The organism is Pseudomonas sp. o96-267 (assembly GCF_003935465.1).
Taxonomy (GTDB): domain Bacteria; phylum Pseudomonadota; class Gammaproteobacteria; order Pseudomonadales; family Pseudomonadaceae; genus Aquipseudomonas; species Aquipseudomonas sediminis.
On sequence record NZ_RHQP01000001.1, the window covers coordinates 311,434 to 330,714 of the forward strand.

A 19,281-nucleotide genomic window follows, 5' to 3' on the forward strand; every position below is an offset into this window, starting at 1 on the left:
TGCATTACCTCATCAAACCACTTCAGGCGCATTCTTATTGCGGGTTGGCACGGGTGCTGGACAGCAGCGACTTCAGACTGGCCGCTTTCGGTTTCACCAGCCAGAACTTGCGCAGGTAATCGTCCAGGTTTTCCAGCAGGTTCTGCCCCCACTCGCTACCGGTCTCTTCAACGTACTCGGCGAGCACGCTTTCCAGGTGGCTGCGGTAGGCCTCCATCGCTTCGTTGTTGATGCGCTGGATTTCCACCAACTCATGGTTGACGCGGTCGTAGAAGCCGTTGTCCAGGTCGAGCACGTAGGCGAAGCCGCCGGTCATGCCCGAGCCGAAGTTGTAGCCGGTCTTGCCCAGCACGCAGACGAAACCGCCGGTCATGTACTCGCAGCAGTGGTCGCCCGTGCCTTCCACCACGGCGTGAGCGCCGGAGTTACGCACAGCGAAACGCTCACCCGCAGTGCCGGTGGCGAACAGCTTGCCACCAGTGGCGCCGTACAAGCAGGTGTTGCCGATGATGGCGCTGTCCTCGGTGGCAAACGGGCTGCCTGCAGGCGGGGTGATGACGATCTTGCCCGCGGTCATGCCCTTGCCGACGTAGTCGTTGGCGTCGCCTTCCAGGCGCAGGTGCAGACCACCGGCGTTCCATACACCGAAGCTCTGACCGGCAGTGCCCTTGAAGCGGAAGGTGATCGGCGCGCCGTTCATGCCCTGGTTGCCATGCACGCGGGCGATCTCACCGGAAATGCGCGCACCGATGGAGCGGTCACAGTTGCCGATGTTCAGCTCGAACTCACCACCGGTCTTGCCGGCGATGGCGTCCTTGGCCATTTCCACCATCTTCTCGGCCAGCAGGCCTTCGTCGAACGGCGGGTTCTTCGGCACCTGACAGAACTGCGGCTTGTCGGCCGGGATATGCGCGCTGGCCAGCAGCGGCGACAGATCCAGATTGCCCTGCTTGGCGGTTTCGCCCGGCAGCACTTCGAGCAGGTCGGTACGCCCGATCAGCTCTTCCAGGCTGCGCACGCCCAGCTTGGCCAGCCACTCGCGGGTTTCCTCGGCGACGTAGGTGAAGAAATTCATCACCATCTCGACGGTGCCGATGAAGTGATCCTTGCGCAGCTTGTCGTTCTGCGTGGCCACGCCGGTGGCGCAGTTGTTCAGGTGGCAGATGCGCAGGTATTTGCAGCCCAGAGCCACCATCGGTGCGGTGCCGAAGCCGAAGCTCTCGGCGCCGAGGATGGCTGCCTTGATCACGTCCAGGCCGGTCTTCAGACCGCCATCAGTCTGTACCCGCACCTTGCCGCGCAGGTCGTTGCCGCGCAGGGTCTGATGGGTTTCGGCCAGACCAAGCTCCCACGGCGCGCCGGCATAACGGATGGAGGTCAGCGGCGATGCGCCGGTACCGCCGTCGTAACCGGAAATGGTGATCAGGTCGGCGTAGGCCTTGGCCACACCGGCAGCGATGGTGCCGACACCGGCTTCCGCCACCAGCTTGACCGACACCAGTGCCTTCGGGTTGACCTGCTTGAGGTCATAGATCAGCTGCGCCAGGTCTTCGATCGAGTAGATGTCGTGGTGCGGCGGCGGCGAGATCAGGGTCACGCCCGGCACCGCGTAGCGCAGCTTGGCGATCAGGCCGTTGACCTTGCCGCCCGGCAACTGGCCGCCCTCGCCGGGTTTGGCGCCCTGGGCCACCTTGATCTGCAGCACTTCGGCGTTGACCAGGTACTCCGGAGTCACACCGAAACGGCCGGTCGCCACCTGCTTGATCTTCGAGCTCTTGATGGTGCCGTAGCGGGCCGGGTCTTCGCCGCCCTCACCGGAGTTGGAACGACCGCCCAGGCGGTTCATAGCCTCGGCCAGCGCCTCGTGCGCCTCCGGCGACAGCGCGCCGAGGGAGCTACCGGCGGCATCGAAACGCTTGAAGATCGACTGCAGCGGCTCGACTTCGTCGAGGCTGATTGGCGCGCTGGATTCCTTGACCTTGAGCAGGTCGCGGATCATCGACACCGGACGGGTGTCGACCAGCTTCGAGTATTCCTTGTACTTCTCGTAGTTGCCTTGCTGCACGGCGTCCTGCAGCGTGCGTACCACGTCAGGGTTGTAGGCGTGGTACTCGCCGCCGTAGACGAACTTGAGCAGGCCGCCCTGCTGGATCGACTTGCGATTGTTCCAGGCCTCGAAGGACAGCAGCTTCTGCTCGCTTTCGATATCGACGAAACGCGCACCCTGGATGCGGCTGGCCACACCCCGGAAGCACAGTTCGGTGACTTCATCGGCCAGGCCGACCGCCTCGAACAGCTGCGCGCCGCGGTAGGACGCGACCGTGGAGATGCCCATCTTCGACAGGATCTTCAGCAGGCCCTTGGAGATGCCCTTGCGGTAGTACTTGAAGACTTCGTACAGATCGCCCAGCACTTCGCCGGTACGGATCAGGTCGCCCAGCACTTCGTAGGCCAGGAACGGGTATACCGCCGAAGCACCGAAGCCCAGCAGCACGGCGTAGTGGTGCGGGTCACGCGCGGTGGCGGTTTCCACCAGGATGTTGCAGTCGCAACGCAGGCCTTTCTCGGTCAGGCGGTGATGCACGGCGCCAGTGACCAGCGCGGCATGCGCCGGCAGCTTGCCAGGGGCGATGTGGCGGTCGGTCAGTACCAGCAGCACCTTGCCGGCACGCACGGCTTCCTCGGCCTGGTCGGCCATGTTGCGCACGGCAGCTTCCAGACCCAGCGACTCGTCATAGTTCATGTCGATGACATGACGGTCGAAGCCCGGGCGATCCAGGTTCATCAGCGCGCGCCACTTGGCCGGCGAAATCACCGGGCTGCTGAGGATCACACGGGTGGCGTGCTCCGGCGACTCGCTGAAGATGTTGCGCTCGGCACCCAGGCAGATTTCCAGGGACATGACGATCGCTTCGCGCAGCGGGTCGATCGGCGGGTTGGTAACCTGCGCGAACTGCTGGCGGAAGTAATCGTACGGCGAACGCACGCGCTGGCTGAGCACGGCCATCGGCGTGTCGTCGCCCATGGAACCGACCGCCTCCTGGCCTTGCTCGCCGAGCGGACGCAGCACCTGATCACGCTCTTCGAAGGTGACCTGGAACATCTTCATGTACTGCTTGAGCTGATCCGGGTCGTAGAAGGCCGAACCGTGGTCGCGGTCTTCCAGCGTCGCCTTGATGCGCTGGGCATGCTTGCGCAGCCACAGCTTGTAGGGGTGACGCGATTTCAGGCGACTGTCGATGGACTCGGTATCCAGCACCTGGCCAGTCTCGGTGTCGACAGCGAGGATCTGCCCCGGGCCGACACGGCCTTTGGCGATGACGTCCTCGGGCTGGTAATCCCACACACCGATTTCCGACGCCAGGGTGATGTAGCCGTTCTTGGTGGTAACCCAACGCGCCGGGCGCAGACCGTTACGGTCGAGCAGGCACACGGCATGACGACCATCGGTCAGCACCACGCCGGCCGGGCCGTCCCAGGGCTCCATGTGCATGGAGTTGTATTCGTAGAACGCGCGCAGGTCGGCGTCCATGGTCTCGACGTTCTGCCAGGCCGGCGGAATGATCATGCGCAGGCCACGGAACAGGTCGATACCGCCAGTGACCATCAGTTCGAGCATGTTATCCATGCTCGAGGAGTCGGAACCGACGCGGTTGACCAGCGGGCCCAGATCGTCGAGATCGGGAATCTGCTCGTTGGCGAACTTGGTGCGACGGGCCTGCGCCCAGTTGCGGTTGCCGGTGATGGTGTTGATCTCGCCATTGTGCGCGAGATAACGGAAAGGCTGTGCCAGCGGCCACTTCGGCAGGGTGTTTGTGGAGAAGCGCTGGTGGAAGACCGCGATGGCGGTCTGCAGGCGCTCGTCACCCAGATCCGGGTAGAACTGCTGCAGATCCGCCGGCATCATCAGGCCTTTATAGATGATGGTCTTGTGCGAGAAGCTGCAGATGTAGTGGTCGCTGTCGTCGGCATTGGCCACCGAGGAGCGACGACGGGCGCTGAACAGCTTGATGGCGAATTCCTGGTCGGATAGACCTTCGCCGCCGATGAACACCTGCTCGATCTGCGGCAGGCGCTCCAGCGCCAGCCTGCCCAGCACGCTGGTGTCGATCGGCACCTTGCGCCAACCCACCAGCTGGAGGCCGGCCGCGAGGATTTCGCGATTCATGTTCTCGCGTGCGGCTTCGGCCTTAGCCGAATCCTGATTGAAGAACACCATGCCCACCGCATATTGCGCAGGCAGTTCGACGCCGAATTGCTCCTGGGCGATCGCGCGCAGGAATTGGTCGGGCTTCTGGATCAGCAGGCCACAGCCATCACCGGTCTTGCCGTCGGCGTTGATACCGCCGCGGTGAGTCATGCAGGTGAGGGCCTCAATAGCGGTATTGAGCAGGTGATGACTAGGCTCACCTTGCATATGGGCGATCAAGCCGAAGCCGCAGTTATCCTTGAACTCATCAGGACGGTACAAACCTGCTTTCATAGGGGAAACTCTCACCAGGCTGCCTAAACTTCAGGCAAATTGCTTTCTAATTCAATGACTTGAACCCGAAAAGCGGGCACGGGCCAGCTTTGCATGGGCAAAAGGGAGGTCATTGTACATATCCACCCATCTCGTCACAAATTTTCGTGACGAGGGGGTGAAAGTTTATGTCGCAAAAACGAAGGATAAGACCGCAAGGTCGTGCTAACGACCAGGCGGTCATCTTGGGACAGAGCGTCTAACGACTCATTTCCTGCTGGATACTGCCCAGCGTACGAGGCCAGGGCTTACCGGCCTGCAGCTTGGCCGGCAGAGTTTTCACGGCCGCCTGAGCGGCGTCGCGACTGACAAAACTACCATAGGTCAGCACATACAGCGGCTGTCCCTGGTGGACCTTCTTGAAATAACGATATTCGCTACCACCCTCACGTACCAACGCCTGAATGTTGGCCTCCGAGCGCGACCCGACCACTTGCAAGGCATAGCGGGAGGCTGGCTGCTGCGCGTACCAACTGCCCGCATGTGCATTGGCCGCCGCCGTAGCGGGCGCAGGGTTGGGCGTCGCAGCCGGAGCGGGAGCCGGGGCCGGGGTCGCGGGGTTGGGTGTAGCCGGGTCAGGCTGCTGGGCAGGTGCAGGTGCAGGTGCAGGTGCAGGTGCAGGTGCAGGTGCAGGTGCAGGTGCAGCAGCGATTGGAGTTGACGGCGGCGTTGCTGTCGAGGGCTCCGGCTCGAAGTTATCCAATTCTTCGCCAGCTGCCTCAGCCAACGGCTGGCGAATCACGCTCTGGGACTCACCCACAAGCGGCAACGGCAGTGGCTGACTGGCACCCGCGAACTCGATAGCTGGCGCGCGACTTTCTGTAGCAGGCGCTTGCGCCGGCTCTTCGGCTTCTACGGCCGGCGCGGACGACTGCAAAGGTAGCGACGAGTTGCTGGCCACCGGCGCAGGCGGGGCAGATTCCCGTCCCTGCATGAACCAGGCAGCAGCAACGCCGACCAATACGACGGCCAGCGCCAACAGATGCTTTTTCGGCAGGGCAAAACCGCCGCCCGTACCACGACCAGCCGAGCGGTGCGCGAGCATCTGCTCGACCAGCAGTTCACGCGCCTCTTGATTGATTGCTCCGGGCCACCCCTGAGCACGAACATGAATGTCCTCGATCTGCTCTTCGGTCAACAGATCAATACTCTGGCCGGCGCCATCTAGCCGCTGAGCCAGGTAGTCGCGCGTCTCCTCTTCAGCGTAAGGCTGAAGCTCGATCGCGTGATAACACTCCTCGCCACCAGCCAACGCCTCCAAGCGCGCCAACAGATCCTGCTCGGCAAACAGAAAGATATGCGGACGCCCCTCGGCATTGCCCGCCGCAAGCGCCAAGACGCTTTTCAGCGCTGCATCATCCAACTGATCAGCGTCGTCGACCAGCAGATAAACCTCTTGCCCGGTCAACGCCAACTGCCCTACTTGCGCCAGAATCGAACGCACATCGGCTTGAGCAATGGACAGACCCTGAGCAACTTGGCGCAGCAGCGCCTCGCTACCGGTAACGCCCTGCGCAACGACAATACTCTGCACCGCCTGCTTGTTGGTGCTGGCAACCAATGCCTGACGCAGCAGCGTCTTGCCACTGCCTTCAGGGCCGACCACGGCGAGCAACAGCTGACTGTAACGCGCGAGGTGATGCAATTGCCCCAACACTGGCTTGCGCTGCGCCGGGAAGAACTTGAAGCCAGGCACTCGTGGCGCAAAGGGGTCGTGGCTGAACTGGTAATGCGCCAGGAAAGCTTCGTCAGCATGCAAACTGGTCATGGATCACTCTTCAAGAGTTAGACGACTGAGCCAACGCGGCGTAATCGCTACGCAGCGTGGCGTCGAGAATTTCACGCGGGTAGTCGGCAGTCACTACAGCCTCACCCAAACGTTTTAGCAACACGAGACGCAGCTGACCATCGAGCACCTTCTTGTCCACTGCCATATGCTCGAGGAACTGCGCAGGCGTCATATCCTGCGGCGGCACCACTGGCAGCCCGGCCGCCTGCAACAGGCGTACACCTCGGTCTCGATCCGCTGCCGATAGCCAGCCCAGGCGATAGGACATTTCCAACGCCATCACCGTTCCAGCGGCAACCGCCTCCCCATGTAACCACACACCATAGCCCTGCTCAGTCTCTATGGCGTGTCCAAAGGTGTGACCGAGATTGAGAGTGGCGCGCACTCCCGACTCACGCTCGTCCGCACCGACGACACGCGCCTTGGCCGCACAGGATTGCTCGATAGCGTAGGTAAGCGCCTGCTGATCGAGCGCACGCAAGGCCGGCATGTTCTGCTCCAGCCATGCCAGGAAGGGCTCATCGCAGATCAGGCCATACTTGATGACTTCGGCAAGACCAGCCGACAACTCGCGAACAGGCAATGTATCAAGACTGCTCGTGTCGATCACAACGGCTTTGGGCTGGTAGAAGGCACCTACCATGTTTTTACCCAACGGATGATTGATGCCAGTCTTGCCACCCACTGAGGAATCGACCTGAGAAAGCAGGGTCGTCGGGACCTGGATGAAATCGACACCTCGCTGATAACAGGCTGCAGCAAAGCCCGCCATATCACCAATCACACCACCCCCAAGGGCAACGACAGTGGTGCGGCGATCATGTCGAGCGCTCAGCAAGCCATCGAAGATCAGCTGCAAGGTTTCCCAGTTCTTGAACGCCTCACCGTCAGGCAGCACCACAGAGGTAACGCTATAGCCTTCGAGCACCTGCAGCAGCGCTTGCAGATACAGCGGCGCGACGGTTTCATTGGTCACGATTGCCACCTGCCGACCAGCTATGTGCTGCATGAGCAGTGCAGGGCGAGACAGCAACCCCTGACCGATATAAATGGGATAGCTGCGTTCAGCGAGATCAACGTGAAGAGTCTGCATGAGGCCCCCAGGAGAAAAAGGCCACTAGGATAGCGCAGTTCGCCCCGCGCTTTAACGGGGCGACAAGGCTTCCAGACGCAAGAGAATTTCCTGAACCACCATGCGTGGCGGACGCTCATCCGTCTCGATGATGATATCGGCGACCTCTCGGTATAGAGGATCACGCATGGCCATCAGATCTCTGAGCACCTGAGACGGATTGGCCGTGCGCAGTAACGGGCGATTGCGATCACGCGACGTGCGGTCGATCTGCTGCTCCACAGAAGTATGCAGGTAGACGACTCGCCCACCCGCATGCAGAGCCTGACGATTCTCCGGGCGCATGACTGCCCCACCGCCAGTGGCCAACACAAGACCGTCCTGCATCGAGAGCTCGGCGATCACCGCCCGCTCCCGCTCACGAAAACCCTGCTCACCCTCGACATCGAAGATCCAGGGTATATCGGCACCGGTACGCTGCTCGATCTCCTTGTCGGAGTCCTTGAAAGACAAACGCAGTTCTTTAGCAAGCAAACGCCCGATGGTGCTCTTTCCAGCTCCCATCGGGCCAACGAGGATTACATTCCGCACTTAGGTCATCGGTTCACGGCAATGGCTTGGTTGTTCATGATGCGCGGAGTGAGGAAAACCAGCAACTCAGTCTTGTTGTCCTGCACGATATCACGCCGGAACAACCGTCCCAGATAAGGCACATCGCCCAAGAACGGCACTTTTTCGACAGACTTGGTCTGAGTATTCTCGAACACCCCGCCGATGACTATCGTTTCGCCGTCGGCTACAAGCACCTTGGCGTTGACCTCGTTTTTGTTGATCGGCGGGACACCGTTAACCGAGCGCGAGAAGTCAGGCGCATCCTTAGTGACCTTAACTTCCATTATGATGCGATTATCCGGCGTGATCTGCGGAGTAACCTCCAAAGCCAGGGCAGCCTCTTTGAACGAGGTACTGGTGGCCCCACTGGAGCTGGCTTCCTGATACGGCACTTCCTGCCCCTTGAGGATCTTGGCTGTTTCCTTATCAGCAGTGACGACCTTGGGCTGCGAAACGATTTCGCCATTACCCGACGCTTCCATGGCCGACAATTGGAGGTCCAGGGTTAAGTGGTTGGACATAAAGCCGATCCCAATACCCGAAGTGCTTTCAGCGACACCCAAATCAACAAACGGAGTAGGAGCTACGCCATCCTCTAGAGTAAAGCGACCAACCGTATCGGTTCCTGGCAAATAAGCCTGCCCGGTATCAGTATCAAAGGAAGTTGCCCCATCCTTGCCGTAACCAGACCAATTACCATTGCCCAACCAACCACCCCAACGCACACCAAGAGCTTTGTCGTAGTTAACGTTGGCCTCAACGATACGAGCCTCGATCATTACCTGACGCACAGGGATATCAAGCTGAGCGATAATTCTGCGCAACTCGTCCAAGCGCTCCTGAGTCTGATAAGCAATGATACTGTTGGTGCGATCATCGACAGTGACAGAGCCACGCACGTCCGCTGAACCATCAGCACTGGTGACCGACTGAAATAGCTTGGCCATATCAGTAGCCTTAGCGTAGTTCACTTGAATCAGCTCACGGCGCAGAGGGGCGAGCTCAGCGATCTGCTTCTTCGACTCCAGCTCTTGCCGCTCACGCGCAGCGATCTCATCCGCCGGGGCGACCAGCAGCACATTACCCACTTGCCGCTTATCGAGCCCTTTGGTCTTCAGCACCAAATCCAACGCTTGATCCCAGGGCACATTCTGCAAACGCAGGGTAATATTCCCTGCCACAGTATCGCTTGCAACCAAGTTGAGATCAGTGAAGTCCGCGATCAGCTGCAGAACAGACCGTACATCGATGTCCTGAAAGTTGAGCGATAGTTTCTCACCTGTGTAAGCAAAGCGCTCAGCGTTACGGCGCTCTACATCATCTTGACTAAGCGGCTTTACACTCAGCGTCAGCTTATTCTCCGTCTGATAAGCCAAGTAATCATACAAACCGACTGGCTCAATCACGATACTGGTTTTATCTGAGCTCCCCGTGGCACTGACAAATTGCACCGGCGTTGCAAAGTCTTTTACATCTAGGCGTACACGCAGGGACTCAGGCAGCTCAGTCTTGGTAAAGTCCAGACGAATTTTCCCACCCTGCTCCTGAATGTCAGGGCTTATCGAGCTATCGGAAAGGGTAATGACGATATTACCCTCGCCCTGCTCACCACGCTGAAAGTCGATATTGCTGATTGCTTTCGCCTGGGGCCCGTAGGTTTTCTTGGGCGGAACAGCCGTTACCGACGCTGGCGCCGACGCAGTGGGTCGCGCTGCGGCTGCAGAGGCATCTCCAACCAAGACATACAGATCGTTACCCTCGACTCGCGTGCTGTATGGCGCAAGATTGGTGAGGTTGACGATCAGACGGGTACGGTCCTTGGCTTCGACGATGGTGACGCTACGCGCATTGCCGACACCCAGCTCACGATTCTTGGAGCCGAGCTTGTTCGATACCCCCGGCAGGTCCAGAGCAATACGCGCAGGCTGCTCGATGGTATAGCCGCGAGGAGCCGTTACCGGCTCATCGAAGGACAGCTTCAGCTCAACCCGATCACCGGGCAAGCTGGCGACATTCAAATCCTGGAGATTGGCCGCCAATACCGCGGGCGACAGCAGCGCCGCCAACAGGGCGACGCTAAGACGCGAAAGAGAGCCGTTCATTTTCGTATCCCGTGTGGCAGACAGATTATTTATATTCATTTTTCACCCCGCCCCCTCAGGAGCGCTCCTTCAAGGAAAGGCTGCGTGGTCGCTCAAGCCAGCCACCTTCGCCATCTGGAACAATTTCCATAACATCGATCTTGGAGTCATCGATCACGAGAATCTTGCCGTGGTTACGCCCCAGATAGTCGCCAACTTTTACACGATGAACACCACCCGCGCCGTTAACCAGAGCGAATAACTGGCGATCATTCCTCAGCGTGCCAACCATCTCGAATGTTTCAATATTGAAACCCTCAAGGAATTGCTTGACACGACTTTCATCCGGTTTGATCTCCGGCGCCCCCTTCTGCCGAGTGACGACATCGATTTTAACCGGAGGCTGAAAGGGGCTACGCAAGGACGCAGCACGGTAGGTGAAGCTTTCATAGGGTTGAAACGTCGGCAGCGGCTCAATAGCGCCTTTAGGCTTTGCGCGTACTTCATCCATATAGGTGCGCAGGTCGGAAAAATCACTACCGACACCGCACCCGGCCAAGAAAACGAAACCTGTCACCAGAACCAAACGAGAGAAACTCATTGTTGAGCCCCCTTATCATTGTAGCGATAGGTCTTGGCCATGATCTGCATGTTCAGGCGGCTGGAGTTTTCAGTACTGGCGGGTGCCAGCTGGAAATCATGCAAGGTGACGATACGCGGCAGACTAGCGACACCGCTTACGAAAGTAGCAAGGTCGTGATAGCTACCGGTGACTTTGATCTGAATCGGCAGCTCGATATAGAACTGCTGAGCCACTTCCGGCAACAGCTTGATCTCTTCGAATTCCAAGCCACTGCCCAAGCCGGTACGAGTGATATCCTCCAGCAACCCAGGAACCTCGGTGTCGCTTGGCAGTTGACGTAAAAGAGCGCCAAAGGAAACTTCCATTTCCTGCATCTGCTCTTTGTAAGCTTCCAGATTCGCAGCCTGAAATGCTTTGCTGGAAAACTGTTCCTTCAGCGTCACTTCTTCTCGCTGACGCTGCTCCAACATGCTTTGCATATCTTTGAGGTGGAAGTTGTAACCCAACGCCAGAACGACAATAAGCAGCAGTAGGCCAGCAATGAATTTAACCGCACCAGGCCACGACCCAACATTATTCAAATCAAGTTCATTGATATCAATGCTGCGCAGGCTGTCCAAGGAATTTTTAATACTCATTTAGCCGCCTCCGCCTTTTCTTGATCAGGCTGTGTCTGCTGGACAGTCAGCTGAAACACATTCGCCTGATCCAAAGCCCCCGCTGTGACAGCTTTGACTTCGGTCAGATTGGGCGCGGCCAACCACTCCGAACCATCCAAGTTACGCATCAGATTCGAGACGCGGTTATTCGACTCCGCCGCACCAATGATGGCAATGCTCTTACCCGTCATTTTCACACTGGTAAAATACACACCGTCCGGAAGCGTTCTCACCAACTGGTCGAACACACGACCGATGATTGGTCGATTGCCCTGCAGGTCCTGGATGATCTTCATGCGCTCCAACAATTGCTGGCGACGCGTTCTCAGCTCACTGATTTCCTTGATACGCGCATCGAGAACTGCGATCTCCTTCTTTATGAAGTCATTTCGCGCATTCTGGTTACTGATCGCCGAACTGAGAAATTGATCACCCAGAAAGACCAAGCCAGCAGCCACAACGAGGACACCGACCAGGCTTACCAAAAACCGCTGTTTGCGCTCCTCGCGCAGCTGTTCACGCCAGGGAAGTAAGTTAATCCGCGCCATCAGTCGAAACTCCTCATCGCCAGACCACAGGCAATCATCAGTGCCGGCGCATCACTGGCCAGCGCACCGGCATTGACCTTGCTGCTCAGCGCCATATCGGCAAAGGGATTGGCCACTAACGTCTGCGTACCGATCTTTTGCTGAATCAGACGATCGAGGTCAGGAATGGACGCGGTACCACCAGCCAGGAGGATGTAGTCGACATCATTGAATTGCCCGGCAGCGAAGAAGAACTGCAGCGAGCGCGAAACCTGCTGAACGACAGCTTCTTTGAACGGTTGCAAAACCTCACTGTCGTAGTCATCTGGAAGACCACCTTGTTTCTTGGCAAGACCAGCTTCCTCGACCGACAGGCCATAGCGGCGCTGGATTTCCTCGGTCAGTTGCTTGCCGCCGAAAAGCTGCTCGCGGGTGTAGATAGTGCGGCCGTTGTGCAGAACACTGAGCGTGGTCATCGTCGCGCCAATATCCACCACCGCGACGGTCAACTCATCGTGACCGCCACCCAACTGCGCCTCCAGCAAACCGTAAGCGCGCTCGAGGGCATAGGCCTCGACATCGACCACTTTCGCGGTAAGCCCGGCGAGCGCGAGGGCTGCTTCGCGGACCTCCACGTTTTCCTTGCGGCATGCGGCCAGCAGCACCTCAACCCGCTCGGGGTTACGCGGCGCCGGGCCCTGAACTTCGAAATCGATGGCGACTTCTTCCAGCGGGTAGGGGATGTATTGGTCAGCCTCGATCTTCAGCTGGTTTTCCAGGTCATCCTCGGAAAGGCCGGCTTCCATTTCGATGGTTTTGGTGATGACCGCCGAACCAGCCACAGCAACCGCGGCCGTCTTGACCCCGCTCTTGGCCTTGGCCAACACGCGCGAGAGCGCCTGACCGACCCCCTCCAGCTCGGCGATGTTCTTCTCTACCACTGCGTTAGGTGGAAGCGGCTCGACGGAATAAGCCTCTACCTTGTAGCGGCTTCCCGAGCGACTCAGTTCGAGGAGCTTGACCGAAGTCGAGCTGATATCGATCCCCAGCAGCGTATTCGCTTTCTTAGTGAAGAGCCCTAGCACGACCGTTTTCCTATTGGCATCCGCGACTTACGGACTATTTATGTTTTTCCACATTAAATATCAGTCTTGACAGAAGCGCAAATGGCTCCCCGGGAAAAAAACGCTTATAATGTGATCAGCTTTTCCCTTTTTGCCTCGGCTCCTGCTTAACTCATTCTTTTACTTGGAATTCCGAACATTTTGATACGCCTGCTGAAGTTCTTCTGGTGGTCTTGCGTTGCCGTTTTTTGTGGGCTGTTGCTCAGTTTCAGCGGCGCGTTTCTTTATCTTAGCCCGACCCTTCCGTCCGTCGAGTCGCTGCGCCAGGTCCAGCTGCAGATCCCCCTGCGCGTCTACAGCAGCGATGCCAAGCTGATCGCCGAGTTCGGCGAGATGCGTCGCTCGCCCATTCGCTTCGACGAGATCCCCAAGGAATTCATCAGTGCCCTGCTGGCAGCAGAGGACGATAATTTCGCCAATCATTATGGCGTCGATGTGACCAGCCTGATGCGCGCTGCCACGCAATTATTGAAAAGCGGCCAGATTCAAAGCGGCGGTAGCACCATTACCATGCAGGTGGCGAAGAACTTCTTCCTCACCAGCGAGCGCAGCTTCTCGCGAAAGGCCACCGAAATTCTCCTGGCGTTGCAAATCGAGCGTGAGCTGAGCAAGGACGAGATCCTCGAGCTTTACGTCAACAAGATCTATCTCGGCCACCGCGCCTACGGCATCGAAGCTGCCGCACAGGTCTACTACGGCAAGTCGATCCGCGACCTCAACCTGGCACAGATGGCGATGATCGCCGGCCTGCCGAAAGCCCCCTCGCGCTACAACCCACTGGTCAACCCGACTCGCGCCAAGGAGCGCCGCGACTGGATCCTCGGCCGCCTGTATCGCCTGGGTCGCATAGACCAGGCCAGTTACGAGGAAGCGCTTGCCGAGGTGGTCGACGCACGCTATCACGTTCCCGCGCCAGAACTCAGCGCACCTTATATAGCCGAGATGGCGCGTGCCGAAATGGTCGGCCGTTATGGCAGCGAGGCCTATACGGAAGGCTTCAACGTCACCACCACCGTCCCCAGCAATCTGCAGGAAGTGGCCAATAGCGCGCTACGTGACGGACTGATCGCCTATGATCAGCGCCATGGCTACCGCGGCCCCGAGAGCCGCCTGCCAGGCATGACACGTGAAACCTGGCTCGCTGAACTGGGCAAATTTCGCAGCATCGGCGGCCTGGAGCCGGCAGTGGTTACCCAGGTCGAAAAAAGCGGCATCCTGGTGCTGACCCGCAACGGCGAAGAACAGGCCGTGGCCTGGGACAGCATGAAGTGGGCGCGCCCCTTCCTCAATACCAACAGCCTTGGCCCGCGCCCGCAGCAGCCCGGCGATGTCGCCCAGGTCGGCGATATCGTGCGCGTGCAACGCCAGGAAGATGGCAGCCTGCTTTTCGCCCAGGTCCCTGCGGCACAGAGCGCGCTAGTGTCCCTCGATCCATACAGCGGCGCCATTCAATCACTGGTCGGCGGATTCTCGTTCGACCAGAGCAACTACAACCGCGCCGTACAGGCCAAACGCCAGCCAGGCTCGAGCTTCAAGCCCTTCATTTATAGTGCGGCACTGGACAGTGGCTACACCGCTGCGACGCTGGTCAACGATGCGCCGATCATCCTCTCCGATGACTACCTGTCGCAGAAATGGCGGCCGAAGAACGACAACAACACCTTCCTCGGCCCGATTCGTATGCGCGAAGCGCTGTACAAGTCGCGCAACCTGGTTTCCATCCGTCTGCTTCAGGACATGGGCATCGACCGCAGCCTGCGCTATATCGAGCGCTTCGGCTTCGCCCCGCAGGACCTGCCGCGCAACCTGTCGCTGGCCCTCGGCACTGCCAGCCTGACGCCGATGGAAATCGCCGAGGGCTGGGCCACCTTCGCCAATGGCGGCTACAAGATCGAGCCCTACCTGATCGAACGCATCGATGACCGCAACGGCAAACCGCTGTTCCGCGCCAACCCGGCGCGCGTCCCAGGCAGTGAGCCGACCGAGGAGAATGCCAACCTGACGGTTAACGCGGCCGACGATCTGCCGCTGGAAGAACCCAAGGTAGCCGAGCAGATCATCGACGAGCGTACGGCATACATCATGACCAGCATGCTGCAGGACGTGATCAAGCGCGGCACCGGTCGCCGCGCCCTTGCACTGGGTCGTAACGACCTGGCGGGCAAGACCGGTACCACCAACGAGTCCAAGGACAGCTGGTTCTCCGGCTACAACGCCGACTACGTAACCACTGTCTGGGCCGGCTTCGACCAACCGGAAAGTCTCGGCCGCCACGAGTATGGCGGCACCGTCGCACTACCCATCTGGATGGGCTACATGGGCGCGGTACTCAAGGACCGCCCCAACCATCTGCCCAAGGAACCCAAGGGCCTGCTGACGCTGCGCGTCGACCCGGTCAGTGGCCGCGCTGCCGCACCGGGCACGCCGGACGCCTACTTCGAACTGTTCAAAAGCGAAGACTCGCCTCCCCCAATGAGTGAGTTCGAACCAGGGATGGGCGCTCCTGGCAGCCCGCTGCCGGCTGACGAAATGGCGCCGATCGATCTGTTCTGATCGGCACTTCGCCGACGCGCCACACGCGCAAAAGCTCGTATCCGAGAGAACGCGACAGACAACAAAAAACCCGCCTAGGCGGGTTTTTTGTTTGTGCATCCAGCCGGCTTAGCCGTTGAACACATCATCCACCGAGGTCAGCGGATAGTGCTTCGGATACGGCAGGGTAGCCACACCGGACTCGATGGCAGCCTTGGCCACGGCATCGCAAACCACGGTGATCAGGCGCTGATCCATCGGTTTCGGAATGATGTACTCACGACCGAACGACAGCTCGATACCGCCGTAGGCGTCACAGACATCCTGCGGTACCGGCAACTTGGCCAGGTCACGCAGTGCCAGCGCTGCAGCGATCTTCATTTCTTCGTTGATGCGGGTGGCACGAACGTCCAGAGCACCGCGGAAGATGAAGGGGAAGCCCAGCACGTTGTTGACCTGGTTCGGGTAGTCGGAACGACCGGTGGCCATGATCACGTCGTTGCGGGTCTCGTGCGCCAGCTCCGGCTTGATTTCCGGATCCGGGTTGGAGCAGGCGAAGACGATCGGGTTGGCCGCCATGCGCTTGAGGTCTTCCGGGCTCAGCAGGTTGGCACCGGACAGGCCTACGAACACGTCAGCACCGTCGAGCGCATCGGACAGCGTGCGCTTGTCGGTCTCGGTAGCGAACACGGCCTTGTACTGGTTGAGGTCGTCGCGACCGGCATGGATCACGCCCTTGCGGTCGATCATGAAGATGTTCTCGACCTTGGCACCCATGCTCACCAGCAGTTTCATGCAGGAGATGGCGGCGGCACCGGCGCCCAGGCAGACGATCTTCGCCTCTTCCAGGGTCTTACCGGCGATTTCCAGCGCATTGAGCATGCCGGCAGCAGTCACAATAGCGGTACCGTGCTGGTCATCGTGGAAGACCGGGATGTCGCACTGCTCGATCAGTGCGCGCTCGATCTCGAAGCACTCGGGGGCCTTGATATCTTCCAAGTTGATGCCGCCGAAGGTGATGGAGATGCGTTTTACGGTGTCGATGAAGGCCTGCGGGCTTTCCGAATCGACTTCGATATCGAACACGTCGATGCCGGCGAAACGCTTGAACAGTACACCTTTACCTTCCATCACCGGCTTGGAAGCCAGTGGGCCGAGGTTACCCAGACCGAGGATGGCGGTACCGTCGGAAATCACGGCTACCAGGTTGCCTTTACCGGTGTAACGGTAGGCCAGCTCGGCATCACGAGCGATTTCGCGAACCGGCTCGGCGACACCCGGGCTATATGCCAGCGAAAGGTCGCGGGCGGTAGCAGTGGCTTTGGTCAACTCGACACTCAGCTTACCGGGGCGGGGCTGGGCGTGATATTCGAGAGCGGCAGTTTTTAGATCTGACATAGTGGCATTTCCGCTTTTGTTGGCTGTTGAACGGGCAGGCGGCCGAGGATACGCAAGTTGTATACACCTGCACAAGACCGTTCGGTCGCGATTGAAGCGCCGCACTAGCGCAGCGTTTTCAGCCACTCGCCAGGGCGCGGCTCACCGCTTGGATAGAGCCCATTGAGCAAACGCAACTGGGCCTCCCCGCCAGCTGGTAGCGGCGAGTCCTTGGCCAGAGTGGACAAGCTTTGCCCCGCTTTGGCCCGCACCAAGTGCAGGCGCACCGGCTCGGCCAGCTTGCGTTCGGCCGCCTCCCGCGGCCGGTAACTGCGGATGACCTCGAGAAAACGCTGGTCCTCGGTTTCCAGCGAAGCGCGCCCCTTCACCGCCGCCACGAACAGGTACGCACTGTCGCCTCGATAGATCACCGCCACGCGCCGCGCCGACTGTCCCTGCAAGACCGCCGTATAGCCCTGCAGCGTCCCCAGACGCAGCTCCTCGCCAGCTACCAGGCGCTGATTACCAACGCGCCGGCGCAGATACTCGGCGGGCGAAAGCTGCTTGTCCGCTGCCTCCAGCGTCATGGCGATAAAGGCTTGCTCATCCTGGGTGTGGCCGATCAGTACATCGGGACGATTGACCAGTTGCCAGCCCTGCGGATAGGTCAGAGTGAAGTCCAGTTCGCCGTGATAGAAACGGCGTCCGCGGCGAATGCCACTGGCCGCCGAATCGCCGAACACCAGACCGTCGAGCATCTGCAGAAAATTGTCGCGCCCCACTTCCTGATTACCACCCACAAGCGCACTCGCCGGGCCGATCACCTCTTGCAAACGACGATCGTTATCCGGGTGCGTGTCGAACAAACCGTGGTAACCACCCGCCGCTGGCGCCTCTCCACGCTTGGCCGCCTGCTCGCGGGCGAAATCCTCCTGCCCCTTGAGCACCTTGACCACTTCGATCATCGCCTGCGGATCGTAGCCACCACGCGCCAGATATTGCGCACCAAGGCCATCGGCCTCCAATTCCATATCGCGGCCGTAGCCGCGCACGAAGGCATTGCCCATGACGCTGGTCAGATCGCCCAAAGCGCCGACACCGGTACCGATGGCGGCGGCCTGGCCGAGCAAGCCCCAGGCCGTGGACTGACTCTGCTGGCGCACGCTATGACGCGCCGTCACGTGGCCGACCTCGTGCCCCAGCACTGCAGCCAGCTCTGCCTCGGAGTTGAGGTAGGCGAGCAGGCCACGATGGATATAGATGTAGCCACCCGGCAACGCGAAGGCATTGACGTCCGGACTGTCCACCAGGGTGAAGACATAGTTGAGCTGATTGCGATGACTGCTGCGCGCTACGCGCTCGCCAACGCGCTGGATGTAGGCCTGCAGCTTGGCATCCTGATAGCGCGGGTATTGCTTGAGGATTTCCTGGTTATAACGCGCACCGAGCTCCAACTCCTGGCGTTCGCTCATCATCACGAAATCGTTGCGACCCGTTGCAGGATTGACCGCACAGCCCGCCAACCAGCCGCAGATAAGACACAGCGTCAATGCACGAATCATGGCAACACCTCCAGCATCGCCGAATGGGTAAGCGGCAGCATCCAGCGCGCCTGCCCGGATTTCAAGCCGCCGCGACTCTGGCGATCGATGACCCAGCCACGCGCCTCCACCTGTCGCCCCTTGAGTTTCTGCAAGGCACGCACGTCGAACTCACCCATCAGTTCCGGCGCCACGCGCAGTACCCGACTGCCATCGAGATCAATCCAGAGGCCGCCGCGGTTGCGCTGCACATTGGTGACCCGCCCACCGAGCAAGGCGAAGCCACCACTGCGTATCTGGCCAGCCGTCCTCACCTGCTCGTCACGCCACACGCCAAGCCGCTTGCTGCGCGCCTGGCGCTCGGCCTGCGCCTGACAGGTCACCAGCGCGCTGTTGGGCGCCACCGCCACCATGAAGCCGAGGCCTTCGCCCAGCAGTTGCGCCTCGAGATTACGCCCCCGGCGGTCAAAGAGGTGGGCCAGGGTACGGCCGTAACGATCCTTGCGCTGCTCACCGTAGAGCAGACCGACACGTCCATCACTGGCATCGACCAGCGCCTGCAGACGACGCTTGGCCTGCACGGCGAAGGGCTCGTCACTGCGCCCCTTGCGCCCCAGTTCGGGCGTGTTGATGCCGATCAGGCGAATGCTGCGCCCATCGGCCAGGCGCACGGTGTCGCCATCGACCACCTGGCGCACGGCAACCTGAGGCAGATCTGCGCGTAACGGGCAGAAGGCCTGAGCCAGATCGACGCAAAGCAGAGAAACGAAAAAGGCGCCCACCAGCAGACTGTGTGAAAACGTTCTGAACTGAACCGGTTCAATACAAACGCCTCGATTGATTCGTGGCGTTTGTGTTTTTA

General features: G+C 59.8%; 13 protein-coding genes. 1 reads left to right on the forward strand and 12 read right to left on the reverse strand.

Annotated elements, in window-relative coordinates; all coding sequences use genetic code 11:
• Positions 1-34: 34 nt before the first annotated feature.
• From gltB to EGJ86_RS01410, 9 genes are all read right to left on the reverse strand, one after another.
• Positions 35-4,483 carry a glutamate synthase large subunit gene (gltB, locus tag EGJ86_RS01370; RefSeq protein ID WP_125833670.1) on the reverse strand — a complete coding sequence of 1,483 codons (4,449 nt, stop codon included), beginning with the start codon at positions 4,481-4,483 and terminating at the stop codon, positions 35-37.
• Positions 4,484-4,721: 238 nt separating this feature from the next.
• Entirely contained in the window at positions 4,722-6,290 is a 1,569-nt protein-coding gene (locus tag EGJ86_RS01375) for an SPOR domain-containing protein (protein WP_125833671.1), read from the reverse strand.
• A 10-nt stretch (positions 6,291-6,300) separates the two neighbouring features.
• Positions 6,301-7,404 carry a 3-dehydroquinate synthase gene (gene aroB / locus EGJ86_RS01380; RefSeq protein WP_125833672.1) on the reverse strand — a complete coding sequence of 368 codons (1,104 nt, stop codon included), beginning with the start codon at positions 7,402-7,404 and terminating at the stop codon, positions 6,301-6,303.
• 51 nt (positions 7,405-7,455) lie between these two features.
• Positions 7,456-7,974: a shikimate kinase AroK gene (aroK, locus tag EGJ86_RS01385; protein ID WP_099522785.1), complete on the reverse strand. Its 519-nt coding sequence runs from the start codon at positions 7,972-7,974 to the stop codon at positions 7,456-7,458.
• A gap of 5 nt (positions 7,975-7,979) precedes the next feature.
• Positions 7,980-10,097: a type IV pilus secretin PilQ gene (gene pilQ / locus EGJ86_RS01390; protein ID WP_125833673.1), complete on the reverse strand. Its 2,118-nt coding sequence runs from the start codon at positions 10,095-10,097 to the stop codon at positions 7,980-7,982.
• 55 nt (positions 10,098-10,152) lie between these two features.
• Positions 10,153-10,677, reverse strand: coding sequence for a type 4a pilus biogenesis lipoprotein PilP (gene pilP / locus EGJ86_RS01395; RefSeq protein WP_099522787.1), 525 nt, complete (start codon positions 10,675-10,677; stop codon positions 10,153-10,155).
• The gene (gene pilO, locus EGJ86_RS01400; RefSeq protein WP_125833674.1) at positions 10,674-11,297 is read right to left on the reverse strand and encodes a type 4a pilus biogenesis protein PilO; all 624 of its coding nucleotides are present in this window, start codon (positions 11,295-11,297) and stop codon (positions 10,674-10,676) included. Before pilO ends, pilP begins: the two co-directional genes overlap by 4 nt.
• On the reverse strand, positions 11,294-11,866 hold the full coding sequence (gene pilN / locus EGJ86_RS01405; RefSeq protein ID WP_099522789.1) for a type 4a pilus biogenesis protein PilN: 573 nt from the start codon (positions 11,864-11,866) through the stop codon (positions 11,294-11,296). Before pilN ends, pilO begins: the two co-directional genes overlap by 4 nt.
• Positions 11,866-12,930, reverse strand: a complete 1,065-nt coding sequence (locus EGJ86_RS01410; RefSeq protein WP_017678539.1) for a pilus assembly protein PilM — start codon at positions 12,928-12,930, stop codon at positions 11,866-11,868. The genes pilN and EGJ86_RS01410 overlap by 1 nt, the downstream gene beginning before the upstream one ends.
• 183 nt (positions 12,931-13,113) lie before the next feature.
• Between EGJ86_RS01410 and EGJ86_RS01415 the strand changes: the two genes are divergently transcribed.
• Positions 13,114-15,522: a penicillin-binding protein 1A gene (locus tag EGJ86_RS01415; protein ID WP_371916950.1), complete on the forward strand. Its 2,409-nt coding sequence runs from the start codon at positions 13,114-13,116 to the stop codon at positions 15,520-15,522.
• 108 nt (positions 15,523-15,630) lie between these two features.
• Here EGJ86_RS01415 and EGJ86_RS01420 read toward each other — a convergent pair whose 3' ends face one another.
• From EGJ86_RS01420 to EGJ86_RS01430, 3 genes are all read right to left on the reverse strand, one after another.
• Positions 15,631-16,899: a malic enzyme-like NAD(P)-binding protein gene (locus tag EGJ86_RS01420; RefSeq protein WP_125833675.1), complete on the reverse strand. Its 1,269-nt coding sequence runs from the start codon at positions 16,897-16,899 to the stop codon at positions 15,631-15,633.
• Between the two features lie 104 nt (positions 16,900-17,003).
• Positions 17,004-18,440 carry a M48 family metalloprotease gene (locus EGJ86_RS01425; RefSeq protein ID WP_125833676.1) on the reverse strand — a complete coding sequence of 479 codons (1,437 nt, stop codon included), beginning with the start codon at positions 18,438-18,440 and terminating at the stop codon, positions 17,004-17,006.
• Positions 18,437-19,201 (reverse strand): thermonuclease family protein, encoded by a 765-nt coding sequence (locus tag EGJ86_RS01430; RefSeq protein WP_177432729.1) that lies wholly within the window; start codon positions 19,199-19,201, stop codon positions 18,437-18,439. Before EGJ86_RS01430 ends, EGJ86_RS01425 begins: the two co-directional genes overlap by 4 nt.
• Between the last annotated feature and the right edge of the window lie 80 nt (positions 19,202-19,281).